Source organism: Paraburkholderia tropica, assembly GCF_900109265.1.
Taxonomy (GTDB): domain Bacteria; phylum Pseudomonadota; class Gammaproteobacteria; order Burkholderiales; family Burkholderiaceae; genus Paraburkholderia; species Paraburkholderia tropica.
In genome coordinates this window covers 69,522-83,422 of the sequence record NZ_FNZM01000019.1, presented here as the reverse complement: position 1 = coordinate 83,422, position 13,901 = coordinate 69,522, and the positions used below count along the sequence as shown (strand labels likewise).

The following is a 13,901-nucleotide window of genomic DNA, read 5'->3' as shown; positions in this document are numbered from 1 at the left end:
GATGTCACAAGGTCTTCTCGACGCGCAAAACGGCGCGGCGCACGCGCGCGCCGCTCAATCGCAGGTTTCGCGCCGCGCGTTTCTCAAGCTCGGCGCGGCGGCGGGCGGCGGTTTGCTGCTCGGTTTCAGCTTCTCGGCGGGCGCGCAGGGCGATAGCGCCGCGCGCCGCTCGGTGGTCGGCGGCGACGGCAACGAGACGCCGCAGTCGGGCGTGTTCGAGCCGAACGCCTTCATCCAGATCGACCGCGCGGGCAAGGTCACGCTGATCATCCCGAAGGTGGAGATGGGGCAGGGCGTGTACACGTCGATCCCGATGCTGATCGCCGAAGAACTCGAAGTGCCGCTCGACAGCGTGACGCTCGATCACGCGCCGCCCGACGCGAAACTGTTCACCGATCCGCTGCTCGGCGGTCAGCTCACCGGCGGCTCGACCTCGATCCGCTATGCGTGGGAGCCGATGCGCCAGGCGGGCGCGACCGCGCGCGCCGCGCTGATCGCGGCGGCGGCGCAGCAATGGCAGGTCGATCCGGCCAGTTGCCACGCGAAGAGCGGCCAGGTGCTGCACGACGCGAGCGGCCGCCGCGCCGCCTACGGCGAACTCGTGGACGCTGCCGCGAAGCTGCCCGCGCCGCAGAACGTGGCGCTCAAGAGCCCGAAGGATTTCACGCTGATCGGCAAGCCGACCCGACGCCTCGACTCGCCCGAGAAGGTGGACGGCTCGGCGCTGTTCGGCCTCGACGTGCGGCTGCCCGGCATGGTCTACGCGGCCATCGTCAATTGTCCGGTGTTCGGCGGCACGCTCGTGCGCGTGGACGACACGCACGCGCGCAAGATTCCGGGCGTCACGCAGATCGTCAAGATCGACAACGGCGTGGCCGTGATCGGCGCGCACACGTGGGCCGCCAAGCGCGGCGCGGCGGCGCTCGTGATCGAATGGAGCGAAGGCGCGGCGGCGAATCTGTCGATGCGGCAGATCGTCGGCGATCTGGCGAACGCGGCGCAGCAGCAGCCGGGCGCGGTCGCGCGCAAGGACGGCGACGTGCAGCAGGCGTTCAACGGCGCGAAAACGCGCGTCGACGCCGTGTACGAGCAGCCGTTTCTCGCGCACGCCACGATGGAGCCGATCAACTGCACCGTGCACGTGCGCGCCGATGCCTGCGAGATCTGGGTCGGCACCCAGGTGCCCACGCGCGCGGTCGATGCGGGCGTGGCCGTCACCGGTCTCAAGCCCGAGCAGATCGTGCTGCACAACTATCTGCTCGGCGGCGGTTTCGGGCGGCGTCTGGAAGTCGATGCGATCACTCAGGCGCTCAAGGTCGGCAAGCAGGTGAGCACGCCGGTCAAGGTATTCTGGACGCGCGAGGAGGACATCCAGCACGATATGTACCGGCCGTATTACTACGACCGCATCTCGGCGGGGCTCGACGCGAACGGCAAGCCGGCGGCGTGGCAGCACCGCATCGTCGGCTCGTCGATCATGGCGCGTTTTGCGCCGCCCGCGTTCAAGAACGGCGTCGATCCCGACGCGGTGGAAGTGGCCGTCGATCTGCCGTACGACCTGCCGAATCAGCTGATCGAATACGTGCGCCAGGAGCCGCATACGGTGCCGACCGCGTTCTGGCGCGGCGTTGGCCCGACGCGCGGCACCTTCGTGGTCGAGAGCTTCGTCGACGAATGCGCGGCGGCCGCGAAAACCGATCCCGTGACCTATCGGCGCAATCTGCTCGGCAAGTCGCCGCGCGCGCTGGGCGTGCTCGACGTCGCCACGCGCGCGGCCAACTGGGGACCGCCGATGCCGAAGGGGCAAGGGCGCGGCGTCTCGGTGATGCACGCGTTCGGCAGCTTCTTCGCGATGGTCGCCGACGTGACCGTGACCGACGGCGAGGTGCGCGTGAATCGCGTGGTCGCGGCCGTCGATTGCGGCATGGTCGTGAACCCGACCACGATCGAGGCGCAGGTGCAGGGCGGCATCGTGTTCGGCATCACGGCGGCGCTGTATGGCGAGATCACGATCGAGCGCGGCCGCGTCACGCAGACCAATTTCACCGACTACCGGATTCTGCGCATCGACGAATCGCCCGTGATCGAGGTGCATATCGTGCCGAGCACGGAAGCGCCGGGCGGGATCGGCGAACCGGGCACGGCGGCGCTCGCGCCCGCGGTCACGAACGCGATCTATGCGGCGACCGGCACGCGGCTGCGCAAGCTGCCGGTGGGCCGTCAGCTCATGAACACGAAAACGGCTTGAGGAGGCGACGACGATGAAAACGATCCACACCGCCTCGATGACGCCCGTCGTGCGCTCCGCTGTCCGTTCGACCGTGCGCTCCGTCGCGCGCATGGCCTTTGCCGCGCTCGCCTGCACGCTCGCGCCGCAGTTCGCGCATGCGCAGGACAACGCAACGTCCGCGGACAGCGCGCTGATCCAGCGCGGCGCTTACCTCGCCGCGGCCGGCGACTGCGCGGCCTGCCACACCGCGCCGCACGGCAAGCCGTTCGCGGGCGGCCTGCCGATGAGCACGCCGCTCGGCCACATCTACACGACCAACATCACGCCCGATCCGGATACGGGCATCGGCGGTTATACGCAGGAAGATTTCGCGCGCGCGCTGCGCGAGGGCGTGGCGAAGGACGGCCACAATCTCTATCCGGCGATGCCGTATCCGTCCTATGCGAAGGTGCGCGACGACGACGTGGCCGCGCTCTACGCGTACTTCATGCACGGCGTGCAGCCCGTGAAGCAGGACAACCGCGACAGCGACATCAAGTGGCCGATGAACATGCGCTGGCCGCTCAAGATCTGGAACGTGTTCTTCCTCAAGAAGGGCCCGTACCAGGACAAGCCGGGCAAGGACGCCGCATGGAATCGCGGCGCGTATCTCGTGCAAGGGCTCGGCCATTGCGGCTCGTGCCACACGCCGCGCGGCGTCGGCTTCAACGAGCAGGCGCTCGACGAGAGCGGCAACGCGTTCCTTACCGGCGCGCTGCTCGACAACTGGTACGCGTCGAATCTGACGGGCGAGCACAACACCGGGCTCGGGCGCTGGAGCGAGGCCGATCTCGCGCAGTTCCTCAAGACGGGCGCGAACCAGCACGCGTCGGCGTTCGGCGCGATGACGAGCGTCATCAACAACAGCACGCAGGCAATGAACGACGCGGATGTGCAGGCGATCTCCGCGTATCTGAAATCGCTGCCGCCCGCGGGCGGCGACGGCGCGCCCGCCTATGCGTACGATCCGCAGGCGACGAAGGTGTCGCTCGGACGCCCCGCGAACGATGCGGGCGCGCGCGTCTACACGGCGTTCTGCATGCACTGCCACGGCGTCGACGGACGCGGTTTCGCGCCGATGTTCGCGCCGCTGGCGGGCAATCCGAACGTGCTGGAAAAGGACGCGTCGTCGCTCATCAATGTCACGCTCAACGGCACCGGCGACCTCGTGATCCAGGGCATCCCGGCGCCGTATCCGATGCCCGCGTATCGCGACCAGCTCAGCGACCAGCAGATCGCCGACGTGCTGAGCTTTATCCGCGCGGGCTGGAACAACAAGCGCGGCGCGGTGGGCGCGGCGGATGTCGCGAAATTGCGCGGCGCGACGCAGTCGAGCGAGGCGGCGCGGTGACGCGGCGCGCGGGCGGTGTCAGCGACGCCGCGCCGCCCGCGCGTTCCATCGTGGCGCTCGCGCGCGACGAACTGCCGGTGGATACCGTGGCGCTCGCGCGTTTCATGGTCGGCAAGTATCTGGTCCACGATCTGCCCGAAGGCCGCGTGAGCGGACGGCTCGTGGAAGTGGAGGCGTATCCGGTCGGCGATTCGACGGGGCACGCGTTCATCGGTCCGCGCGGCTGGAACGCGTCGCTGTTTCTCGCGCGCGGGCACGCGTACGTGCGGCTCACGTACGGCGTCTCGTGGATGCTCAACATGTCGAGCGAGGCGGCCGGCGTGGGCGCGGGCGTGCTGTTTCGCGCCGTGGAGCCCCTCGAAGGGCTGGCGTCGATGGCCGCGCGGCGCGCCGATGCGCCGCTGCGCGAACTCGCGCGCGGGCCGGGACGGCTCACGCAGGCGTTCGGCGTCGGCGCGGCGTTCGACGGCGTCGATCTGTGCGGCGGCAAGGGGCTGTGGATCGGCCGCGACCGCGACGCGGCGCACGCGGCTGCATCGCTCGCCATCGGTGCGACGACGCGCATCGGGCTGTCGCGCGAGATGCACCTTCCGCTGCGCTTTTATGCCATCGGCAGCCCGTATGTGAGCGGGCCGCGCAAGCTGCTTGTACCGGCGTGACGCGGTTCCGTATGGAATCCGAAAGTCGGACCGGAAAGATAGGATTCCACCCCGTTTTCGAGGATTGTTGCGCGGCCTGTATTGTTGTCAGGAGCGAAACTGTATTTTGGGGAAATAGGTATTTCCCCTGATCTGCTGTCTCAATAAACTGAAGTCACTGGTCGGCGAACGCGAGATGTGCCGTTAGACGCCGACCTGAAAACAAGTGACGGAGGTTAGTAACCATGAATACCCGTACGCTCATTCAAGCCGCGGCTATCGCCGCCCTTCTCGCCGCTCCGGCACTCTCGTTCGCTCAAGACCAGACCAACGCGTCGAAGACGCGCGCGGAAGTCCGTCAGGAACTCATCCAGATCGAGCAGGCAGGCTATAACCCGGCGACGTCGAACGACGCCACTTATCCGCGTGACATTCAGGCCGCCGAAGCGCGCGTCGCGCAGCAGCAGGACGTGGCCCGGACTCAGCAGCCGGTTGCCGATACCAGCTATGGCGGCGCGCCCGCGGGTTCGACGCAGTCGGGTCAACCGGCCCATCTGGCGCCGTCGCAGTCGATTTACTTCGGGAATTGAGTTGTAACTGAGCGGTAAACCTCCCCTCAGTCACGTCGATTCATCGACGCAAGCCGTTCAGATCGCCACGCCGCGGCGCCGGGATTGATCCGGCGCGCGGTGGTGCGTCGAGCCGTATGACTGGATAAGTGTCCAGCACCCCAATCCGGCGAGCCGGCGCGGCGCAACAAGCCGCCGCGCCGACCCGCGAGAGATCGCGCGTTTTTTCATGCGTGGAACCTCCGCCGCCGCAAGGTGGCTTATGCCCAACCCGCGAAGGATTGGGCTTTTTTTGCTGCGTGCGTCGGTGTGCGTTCGCCTGCGTTTGCGTGCGCGTTCGCATGCGCGTTTGCGTGCGTTTGCGCGCAAGGGCGGGGTGAAGCGCTGTAAGGCGTCAGGTGCCGGGACCGCCGGTGATGTAGTGCTCGAGCTGCTCGATGGTGAACTGCTGCTCGGCGATGATCTCCTTCACGAGGTCGCCGATCGACACCATGCCCACGAGCTCGCCGTCCGCCAACACCGGCAGGTGGCGCATGCGTCGCTGTGTCATCAGCGCCATGCAGTCGTAGGTGGTCTGATCGAGTTCCACGAATCGCACGTGCGGGCTCATGATGTCGCGCACGGCCGTCGTCTTTGACGAGCGGTCCATCAGCACGATCTTGCGCGCGTAGTCGCGCTCCGTGACGATGCCGACGATATCGGGGCCGTCGGTGACGACCAGCGCGCCAATCTGCTTGTCGGCCATCAGGCGGATGGCGTCGTAGACGGAATCGTCAGCGGCAATCGTGTAGACCACCTGTTCCGGCTTGGATTTGAGTACCTGTGCAACGCTCGTCATAGGGCGACTCCAGTTCGTCCTTCTTGTCTTCGGTCATTGCCTGGTGCGGCGCAGGCGAGAGAGCTGCGCCGTGCGTGCCTTCGTCGAAAGCCATGAAAGCCATTCCAGTATAGGCGGATGGGCGCGGCGGAGCCGTCGGGGTATGCGCGAAGTGTGCGCCCGCCCGCCGTGCGGCCCGGCGGCGATGCGCGACGGATTGAGGCAGGGCGCAGAGCGTTTTGCGGCGCCTTGCGCGCCTCCGTTCGCGCGGACGGCCCGGCGCACGCACGGATGCCGCCCGCAGGCGAGCCCTTCAGCCGACTGGCGCGGGCGCGGCCATGCGGGGCGGCGCGCCGCAATTGGCGGTACACTCCGGTTCCTAACTCCAGTCCGGCTTCGCGCCGGTTTTTGCCAGACCTCTGTTCCACATCATGCCTACGCTTCAAGAGCCGTCCTGCGCGGACGGCGATAACGCCAACGAATGCGTCGTGCTTGACGCGAGCGCGACCCTGCCGACCCGTTACGGCACCTTCGAGTCCTACGTCTATCGGGTAAAGGATGGCGGCGCCGAGCACGTTGCGCTCGTGATGGGCGACGTGGGCAGCGGCGAGCCGGTGCTCGCCCGCCTGCATTCCGAATGTCTGACCGGCGACGTGTTCGGTTCCTACCGCTGCGACTGCGGCGAACAGCTCGATCTCGCGCTGCGCTACATCGCGGCGGAAGGCCGCGGCGTGCTGCTGTATCTGCGTGGCCACGAAGGGCGCGGCATCGGCCTGTCGAACAAGATCCGCGCGTATCAGCTGCAACAGCAGGGCCGCGATACGGTGGAAGCGAACCTCGATCTCGGCCTGCCCGACGACGCGCGCGAATACGATTCGGCGGCGGCGATCCTGCGCCTGCTGAAGGTCAAGTCGGTGCGCCTGATGAGCAACAATCCGAACAAGTTCGACACGCTCTCGAAGCACGGTATTCCGACGATCGAACGCGTCGCGCTGGCGATTCCGATGCGCGAGGAAAACGAGCGCTATATCCGCACGAAGCAGGTGAAATTCGGGCATTACTTCGAAGAAAACGAGTAAGGCACGAATTTCAGGAACGGAATATGCTCTCCGCTCGGCATGAGTCGAAACAAAAAGGGGGGAGCATGTCCACCATTCCAATGAAGATGGCGCTGTGCGTGGCCGCCGGCCTCGCGATCGCGGCGCCCGCCGCCCAGGCGCAGTCCCAGGCCTACACCAGCGAGCCGGTCGATCTCTACGCGGGACCGTCCGGCGACTATCCCGTCGTGAGCGAAGTCGGGCCGAGCGAGCCGGTCGTGGTGTTCGGCTGCGTAAGCGATTACTCCTGGTGCGATATCGGCGCCGAGGGCGTGCGTGGCTGGGTCTACGGCGGCTATCTGACATATCCGTATCAGGGCAGCTACGTGCCGCTCGCCGGTTATGGCGCGGCCATCGGGCTGCCGATCGTGAGTTTTTCGATTGGCGCGTACTGGGGCAGCTTCTATCGCGACCGTCCGTGGTACGGCGAGCGCGATCGCTGGACGCATGCGCGGCCGCCGGGCTATGGTCCGCGTCCGCCCGCGCCGAACTGGCCTGGCGGCCCCGCGCGGCCGTTGCCGCCGCCGCAGGCTGGCGGGGGGCGTCCGCCCGGCAACGGCGGTCCGCCGCCGGGAGCCAGGCCGCCGGGTGGCATGCCCGAGGGCGGTGGCCGTCCGCAAGGCGGCCCGCCGCCAGGGAATGCGCGCCCGCCGGAGAATGGCGCGCCGCCGCCGAATGCCGGCCGTCCGCCCATGAACGGGGGCGAGCGCACCGAAGCGCCGCGGGCGCCTCAGCAGGCGCCGCAGATGCCTCCGCAAGCGCCGCGTCCCGCGCAAGCGCGTCCGGCCGAGCCGCCGCGTCCGCAAATGCAGCAGCCCAATGCGGGGCGTCCGCCCGAGCCTGCGTTCAATCGCGCGCCGGGTCCCGGCGGTCCGCCGCAGGGCGGGGGCCGTCCGTCCGGTCCGCCCGCCGGCCGGCCCGAAGCGCCGCAAGGCGGTCATCCGTCCGGCCAGGGCGGCGGACACGGCGACGAACGCAAGCAGAACTGATCCGCCAACGCTTTTCACCCTGCAACGGGCGCTCGATGTGAGCGCCCGTTTTGCTTTATCGGCGCAAGGCGGGGCGCGTTTTATCTCGTTCGAGATGCTTTTTAAGAGTTTTCGTGTGGCCCGCCCGATTGGGGCCGAATACCTTAGACGGGTGATTTTTATCTCATACGCTGGCGGTGCACGAAGTCGCCGGTGTCCGGATTCAAGTCAAATCAGTTAGGCATGCGATTGATCTGGATTGATCTGGCTTGATCCGGCAACCGTTGAATGGCCTGTCCGGCGACGTTTCCCTCGTCGAGCCTGATTGGCCGTTCGCGTGTTCGTGCTCAGGGTGTCGGCAACATTAGCCATTCGGCCAGGTGATTTCCCGCGTCGGTTGAAGCAAGAATGAGTGTGTCTGGCACACGTCGGTTCGTCGTGTGCGGCCAGGTCACAGCTATACGTTTTGGATTCCGAAGTAAAGAGGCGTGGAGTTGCCCGATTGAGGCGGTTCCACGTCAGCCCCATTGAAACGACCAAGGAAGCGTATGAACAAGGCTTATCGATCTGTCTGGAACGAGTCGGCTGGCGCGTGGGTGGCCGTGCAGGAAAACGCACGCAGTCATGGCAGCGGCGGCGTGAAGGCAGGCGTGGTGAACGCGGCGCAGGCCGTTGCGTTGCTCGGGCTGGGTGGCATCGCGCTCGCGGCGAACGCTGCGGACGCGCAGCCGGAAGGCGCCACGGCGCTGCTCGGCATGGCGGCGAACGAGCAGGCCGCGAGGGGGAGCGAGAACGCGAACATCAGTTCGAACTTCGGCGCGCTCGCGCCCGCTGGCACGAGCGACGTGCAGAACGCCCTGCTGCTCGCCTCGCTGGGCGTTCAGGGCACAGGGGCTGCCGCGTTGGCCGCTGCGTCGTCGTCGGCTCCTGCGAGCCCGGTCGAAATGGCCGCGGCCGCTCCGCAAGGCGCTTCGCTGATGGCAACGGCCGCCAATTCCGGCGTCGACACGACCGGCCTGACCACCGCATTCAGGACCGCCGCCTGGTACGCGCAGGTCAGGGGTATTGCCAATGCGTCGGGGTCGACGGGGCCAACCGATATGGCGCGGGCGAATGGCGCAGGCAGTATCGCCATGGGCTCGAACACGCAATCCGACGGCAACGCCAGCCTCGCGCTGGGCATTCAGTCGCGTGCGATGGGCAACGATTCGGTGGCGCTGGGCGCGGGCTCCGTGGCGAATCAGGCCAATACCGTATCGGTTGGCAGTGACGGTACGCAAACGCACGTCGTCTACGACGCGGACAATGTTGCGACCACGCTGCCGAGCCTCGCGAACACGCGCCGCATCGTGAACATGGCGGCGGGCCAGGGCGACACGGACGCCGTGAACGTCGCGCAGCTCAAGGGCGTGACGAGCGCGCTCGGCGGCGGCGCGGGCGTGGGCGGCGACGGCTCGGTCATGGCGCCGAGCTATGTGCTGGGCAACCAGACCTATGGCGACGTCGGCACGGCGTTGAAGGCGGTGGAAAGCACGGCGATCACGGGTTCGGTGGACGGCGTGAAATACGACACGTCCGCGCATACGCGCATTACGTTCGATAGCGCCGACGCGGGCACGGTGTTGTCGAACGTCGCCAATGGCAAGGCGGACCGCGACGCGATCAACCTCGGCCAGTTGAAGGCGGCGGGCCTCGACGTGGACGGCAACGGCAACGCCACGAACAGCTTCGTTGCTTACGACGACACGTCGCGCGCCACGGTCACGCTCGGTGGCGCGAGCGGCACGCGCATCACGAATCTCGTCGCCGGCAACGTGGCGGCGGGCAGCAGCGACGCCGTGAACGGCGCGCAACTCTACGGCGTCGCCAGCGGCACGGCAAAGGCGCTGGGCGGCGGCGCGGGCGTCAACGCAGACGGCTCCCTGAGCGGCCCCGGCTATGTGCTGGGCGGCTCGACCTACTCCGACGTCGGCAGCGCGCTCAAGGCGGTGGAGAACACGGCTGCGTCAGGCCCTGTAGATGGCGTGAAGTACGACACGCCAGCGCACGCGCGCGTCACGTTCGACGGCGGCGAGACGGGCACTGTGCTCTCGAACGTGGCCAAAGGCACGGCGGACCGTGACGCGGTCAACCTCGGCCAGTTGAAGGCGGCGGGTCTCGACGTGGACGGCAACGGCAACGCCACGAACAGCTTCGTCGCTTACGACCGCTCGGCGGCGCGAGCGGCACGCGCATCACGAATCTCGTCGCCGGCAACGTGGCGGCGGGCAGCAGCGACGCCGTGAACGGCGCGCAACTCTACGGCGTCGCCAGCGGCACGGCAAAGGCGCTGGGCGGCGGCGCGGGCGTCAACGCAGACGGCTCCCTGAGCGGCCCCGGCTATGTGCTGGGCGGCTCGACCTACTCCGACGTCGGCAGCGCGCTCAAGGCGGTGGAGAACACGGCTGCGTCAGGCCCTGTAGATGGCGTGAAGTACGACACGCCAGCGCACGCGCGCGTCACGTTCGACGGCGGCGAGACGGGCACGGTGCTCTCGAACGTGGCCAAAGGCACGGCGGACCGCGACGCGGTCAACCTCGGCCAGTTGAAGGCGGCGGGTCTCGACGTGGACGGCAACGGCAACGCCACGAACAGCTTCGTCGCTTACGACGACACCTCGCGCGGCACGGTCACGCTCGGCGGCGCCAACGGCACGAAGATCACGAATCTCGCCGCGGGCTCCGCGTCCGGGGACGCAGTGAACGCGGGCCAGTTGCGCGCACTCGCCGGCACGCTCGGCGGCGGCGCGGGCCTCGCGTCGGACGGCAGCATCCTTGCGCCGAGCTATCACATGCAGGGCGGCACGCAGACGACCGTCGGCAGCGCGCTCGATACGCTCGACACCGGCCTGAATTCGCTGCAGCAGAAGATTTCGGATTCGGGCCTCGACCTGGTGACACAGGATGCCACCAGCCGTGCGATCAACGTCGGCGCGGGCACGAACGGCACGGTCGTCAATTTCGCGGGCACGGCGGGCAACCGCACGCTCACGGGCGTGGCGGCGGGCGCGGTGAATGCCGCGAGCGCGGACGCGGTCAACGGCGCGCAACTCTACGCCAGCGTCGCGCATGCGGCAGCCGCCTTGGGCGGCGGCGCGAGCGTGAGCGCAGACGGCACGCTTGCCGCGCCGTCCTACACCATCGGCGGCACGACGCTCAACAACGTCGGCTCGGCGCTGACCAATCTCGACGGCCGCGTCACGCAGAACACCACCGACATCACGAATCTGCAGAAGTCGGTCACCAACATGGCGGGCTCCGTCGCGAACGCGGTGCAGTACGACTCGTCGGCGCATGACTCGGTCACGTTGGGCGGGACCGGCGAGGCCGTGAAGCTCAGCAATCTCGCCGACGCCGTGCTGAGCGCGAGCAGTACCGACGCGGTCACGGGCTCGCAGCTCTTCGCGACCAACATGCAGGTCGCGAGCATCGAGCAGGCGGTGCAGAACGTGGCCGCGAGTGCCTCGATCTACGTGGCCGCCAACTCGCCGAACGGCGCGGCAACGGCCAGCGGTTCGAACACGCTGGCGGCCGGCGGCGGCGCTGTCGCGAGCGGCACCGCGTCGACGGCGATCGGCGACCAGGCGCACGCCACCGGCACGAATGCCGTGGCGCTCGGCGCAAATTCGGTGGCTGACCGCGCCAACTCGGTGTCGGTGGGCAGCATCGGCAACGAGCGGCAGATCACCAACGTCGCGAACGGCACGGCGCCCACCGACGCCGTGAATCTGGGCCAGCTCAACAGCGCGTTCAGCGGCGTCAACAGCCGTATCGACGACGTCGATCGCGACGCGCGGCGCGGCATTGCGGCGGCGTCGGCGCTCAACGTCGTCACGCCGTATTTGCCCGGACGCACGACCATGAACGCGGGCGTCGCGGCGTATCGCGGCCAGGCGGCGCTCGGCATCGGCGTCTCGCGCTGGAACGAGAAGGGCAGCGTCAACTACAACCTCGGCGTCTCGTCGGCGGGTGGCAACAGCACCATCGTCCGCGCGGGTCTTGGCATCGTGTTCGGCGGTTGACGCAGCGGGCAGCGACCCTGGCGGCGCGGCCGGCGCAATGCCGGCCGCGCACCTCACGCGGCACGCCCCGCGCTTTCCAACCGCACGGGCGGACCGTGCGGGCCTTTCCATGGGCAACAACCAACATGAAAATCATCGCCATGGCGATCGCGGCTTCCGCCGTGCTCGCCGGATGCGCGTCGCAGGCGACGCGCGATTCCTTGCAGATTCAGGACCCCACCGTGCTCGAAGAGGGGCTCAGAGCGTCGCAGAGCGAGCAGGCCGGCGCGGCCACCGACGCCTGGGTCGGCGCCTATCCGGCCAGCGTGGGCCGCGCGCAACTCGACGACGAACAGCACCGCCTCCAGGCGCTCGGCGCGAAGCAGGCCGGCTATTTCGGCGCGAAGGCGCAGTGCTGGATTTACGCCGCGCGCGAGGAGCACGCGCAGTACAACCATTGGGGATTCGTCGAAGAAGCGGCGCATCAGGCCGACCAGTTGATCGGCGCGCTCGAGGGGCGCGGGCAGGCGTCCGTCGAGAATCCGAAGCTGCGAACCGCGGCCATCGTGCGACCCGATCTGTGGCAGCGGCTGATGGCGGCGAAGTCGTCGCCGGCGTTCGCGTCGTGTCAGCCCGCGCAGGAGCGCGTGGCCTGCGCCGAGGTTGAACTGACGCACGCCGGTCATGAGGCGTGGACACATTCGTTCGACGCGAGCGCGCAGCGCGTTGCCGAAGTGCAGCACAAGATCGCCGATCTTCCCGCCGTGCTGAACGCCTGCCAGCCGCCGCGAAAGGAGCCGCCGCCGCTGCCGAGCAGCATCACGTTGCCGACCGACACGCTGTTCCGTTTCGATCGTGGCGATCTCAACGGTCTGTTGCCGCAGGGCCGGGCGAGTCTCGATGCATTGGCGCGCGATCTTGCCGCAGCGGGCGATGTCACGGCGGTCCGCACGGAGGGCTATACCGACCGGCTGGGCAGCGACAGTTACAACATGCGGCTTTCGCGGCAGCGCGCGGAAACCGTCGCCGGGTATCTGCGCGAGCGCAGCGAGGCGAATATTGCGATGAGCGCGGTGGGCCGCGGCAAGGCGAACCCGGTCGTGCAGTGCAATGAGCGCGACCGCGAAGCCTTGATTGCCTGTCTTGCGCCCAATCGCCGGGTCGAGCTTTCGATCGCGCGCAAGTCGTCAGGCGCACAGGCCGCCGCGCGATAAGTTCTGCGCAGCAAGTCGGCGCATTCGCTCCTGTGTCCGCAGTTCGCGGCGACCTGCGCATGCGCCCACGCGCCCGCCGTCTTATACGGCGGGCTTTCTGTCTTTCCGTTCTGACTTCCAATCGGCTTTCCAATCGGCCTTTCAATCCGACTTTCCATCGCACTTTCAAGCGGCTATTTCGTGCGCTTTCATCATCGCGGAAAGCTCGTTCGAACTGCCAAATAGCGCCCGTCCAGCACGTTCGCCTCCTTCACGCCCACAATCGACGACCACGCCCGTCCATCGCGCTTCATTGCGTCTTTTCCCTACGCCTTCCTGCGTCGATTCCGACAGATTTAACAATCCCTGACAGTAGGTTTTTCCGCTTGCGACGACAATAGGCCGTCGCGGCCCAACAAGTCATCGCGGGCATGATCCGCATGACGGCCGGCATCGAGCCCGAGTGGATCGACGCGCACGATACGACGGCATGGGCGCCATGCCCGTCACGCACGACATACACGGAATTCGGCTACGGGGGCTGGCGCGATCGGGACACGGCGACGCGCCGGTGCGTGGAAGGCAGAGCGGACTCGAGTTCGCCGCATAACGCTGGAAACAGCGCCTGGTAGTAGGAGTGGCGATGGCGGTGAGCATGACGCCATGCAGTGAGATCGGTTGCGGCCAGCAGGCGGACGTCGGGCGGTGATGTCCGCCCGCGTGCGACGCGCCGTCGAGGTGGCGTCGGCGCCCGCGCCGGTGGTCCTGGTCCGGGGGCGAGGGCTGCCGGAGACTACGCGGTGCGCGACTGCGGCCATCGTCACTCGTTTTTCAATCTTTCAAACAGGCACGCGCGCACGCTTGAGCACGCTCAAGTACGTCCGGGACGGGCGCGCCCTGGCATCACATGACACACGACGTCCGGTAGCGCCGGCGGCTTCGATGAGCGGCCAGGCGGTG

Annotated in this window: 10 protein-coding genes; 9 read left to right on the top strand and 1 reads right to left on the bottom strand. The window is 67.9% G+C overall.

Annotated elements, in window-relative coordinates:
* The first annotated feature begins 1 nt into the window (after position 1).
* The 4 genes from BMY06_RS28675 to BMY06_RS28660 all read left to right on the top strand — a co-directional run bounded on the left by BMY06_RS28675 (position 2) and on the right by BMY06_RS28660 (position 4,848).
* Positions 2-2,248, top strand: a complete 2,247-nt coding sequence (locus BMY06_RS28675) for a xanthine dehydrogenase family protein molybdopterin-binding subunit (RefSeq protein ID WP_074986671.1) — start codon at positions 2-4, stop codon at positions 2,246-2,248.
* A gap of 91 nt (positions 2,249-2,339) precedes the next feature.
* Complete coding sequence (locus BMY06_RS28670) at positions 2,340-3,620, top strand: c-type cytochrome (protein WP_124263251.1); 1,281 nt, start codon at positions 2,340-2,342, stop codon at positions 3,618-3,620.
* On the top strand, positions 3,617-4,279 hold the full coding sequence (locus BMY06_RS28665) for a DNA-3-methyladenine glycosylase (RefSeq protein WP_074986670.1): 663 nt from the start codon (positions 3,617-3,619) through the stop codon (positions 4,277-4,279). The genes BMY06_RS28670 and BMY06_RS28665 overlap by 4 nt, the downstream gene beginning before the upstream one ends.
* A gap of 224 nt (positions 4,280-4,503) precedes the next feature.
* Entirely contained in the window at positions 4,504-4,848 is a 345-nt protein-coding gene (locus BMY06_RS28660; protein ID WP_074986669.1) for a DUF4148 domain-containing protein, read from the top strand.
* A 373-nt stretch (positions 4,849-5,221) separates the two neighbouring features.
* Here BMY06_RS28660 and BMY06_RS28655 read toward each other — a convergent pair whose 3' ends face one another.
* Positions 5,222-5,665, bottom strand: a complete 444-nt coding sequence (locus tag BMY06_RS28655) for a CBS domain-containing protein (protein WP_065059485.1) — start codon at positions 5,663-5,665, stop codon at positions 5,222-5,224.
* A 410-nt stretch (positions 5,666-6,075) separates the two neighbouring features.
* Here BMY06_RS28655 and ribA point away from each other — a divergent pair, with 410 nt between their 5' ends.
* From ribA to BMY06_RS28630, 5 genes are all read left to right on the top strand, one after another.
* The gene (gene ribA, locus BMY06_RS28650) at positions 6,076-6,723 is read left to right on the top strand and encodes a GTP cyclohydrolase II (protein WP_065059486.1); all 648 of its coding nucleotides are present in this window, start codon (positions 6,076-6,078) and stop codon (positions 6,721-6,723) included.
* Between the two features lie 65 nt (positions 6,724-6,788).
* The gene (locus BMY06_RS40520) at positions 6,789-7,730 is read left to right on the top strand and encodes an SH3 domain-containing protein (RefSeq protein ID WP_074986668.1); all 942 of its coding nucleotides are present in this window, start codon (positions 6,789-6,791) and stop codon (positions 7,728-7,730) included.
* 527 nt (positions 7,731-8,257) lie between these two features.
* Complete coding sequence (locus tag BMY06_RS28640; protein ID WP_074986667.1) at positions 8,258-9,994, top strand: ESPR-type extended signal peptide-containing protein; 1,737 nt, start codon at positions 8,258-8,260, stop codon at positions 9,992-9,994.
* A complete protein-coding gene (locus BMY06_RS28635) occupies positions 9,991-11,769 on the top strand; it encodes a YadA family autotransporter adhesin (RefSeq protein WP_143064442.1) in 1,779 nt (592 codons plus the stop codon). Before BMY06_RS28640 ends, BMY06_RS28635 begins: the two co-directional genes overlap by 4 nt.
* A gap of 125 nt (positions 11,770-11,894) precedes the next feature.
* Positions 11,895-12,962 (top strand): OmpA family protein, encoded by a 1,068-nt coding sequence (locus BMY06_RS28630; RefSeq protein WP_074986665.1) that lies wholly within the window; start codon positions 11,895-11,897, stop codon positions 12,960-12,962.
* Positions 12,963-13,901: the final 939 nt, after the last annotated feature.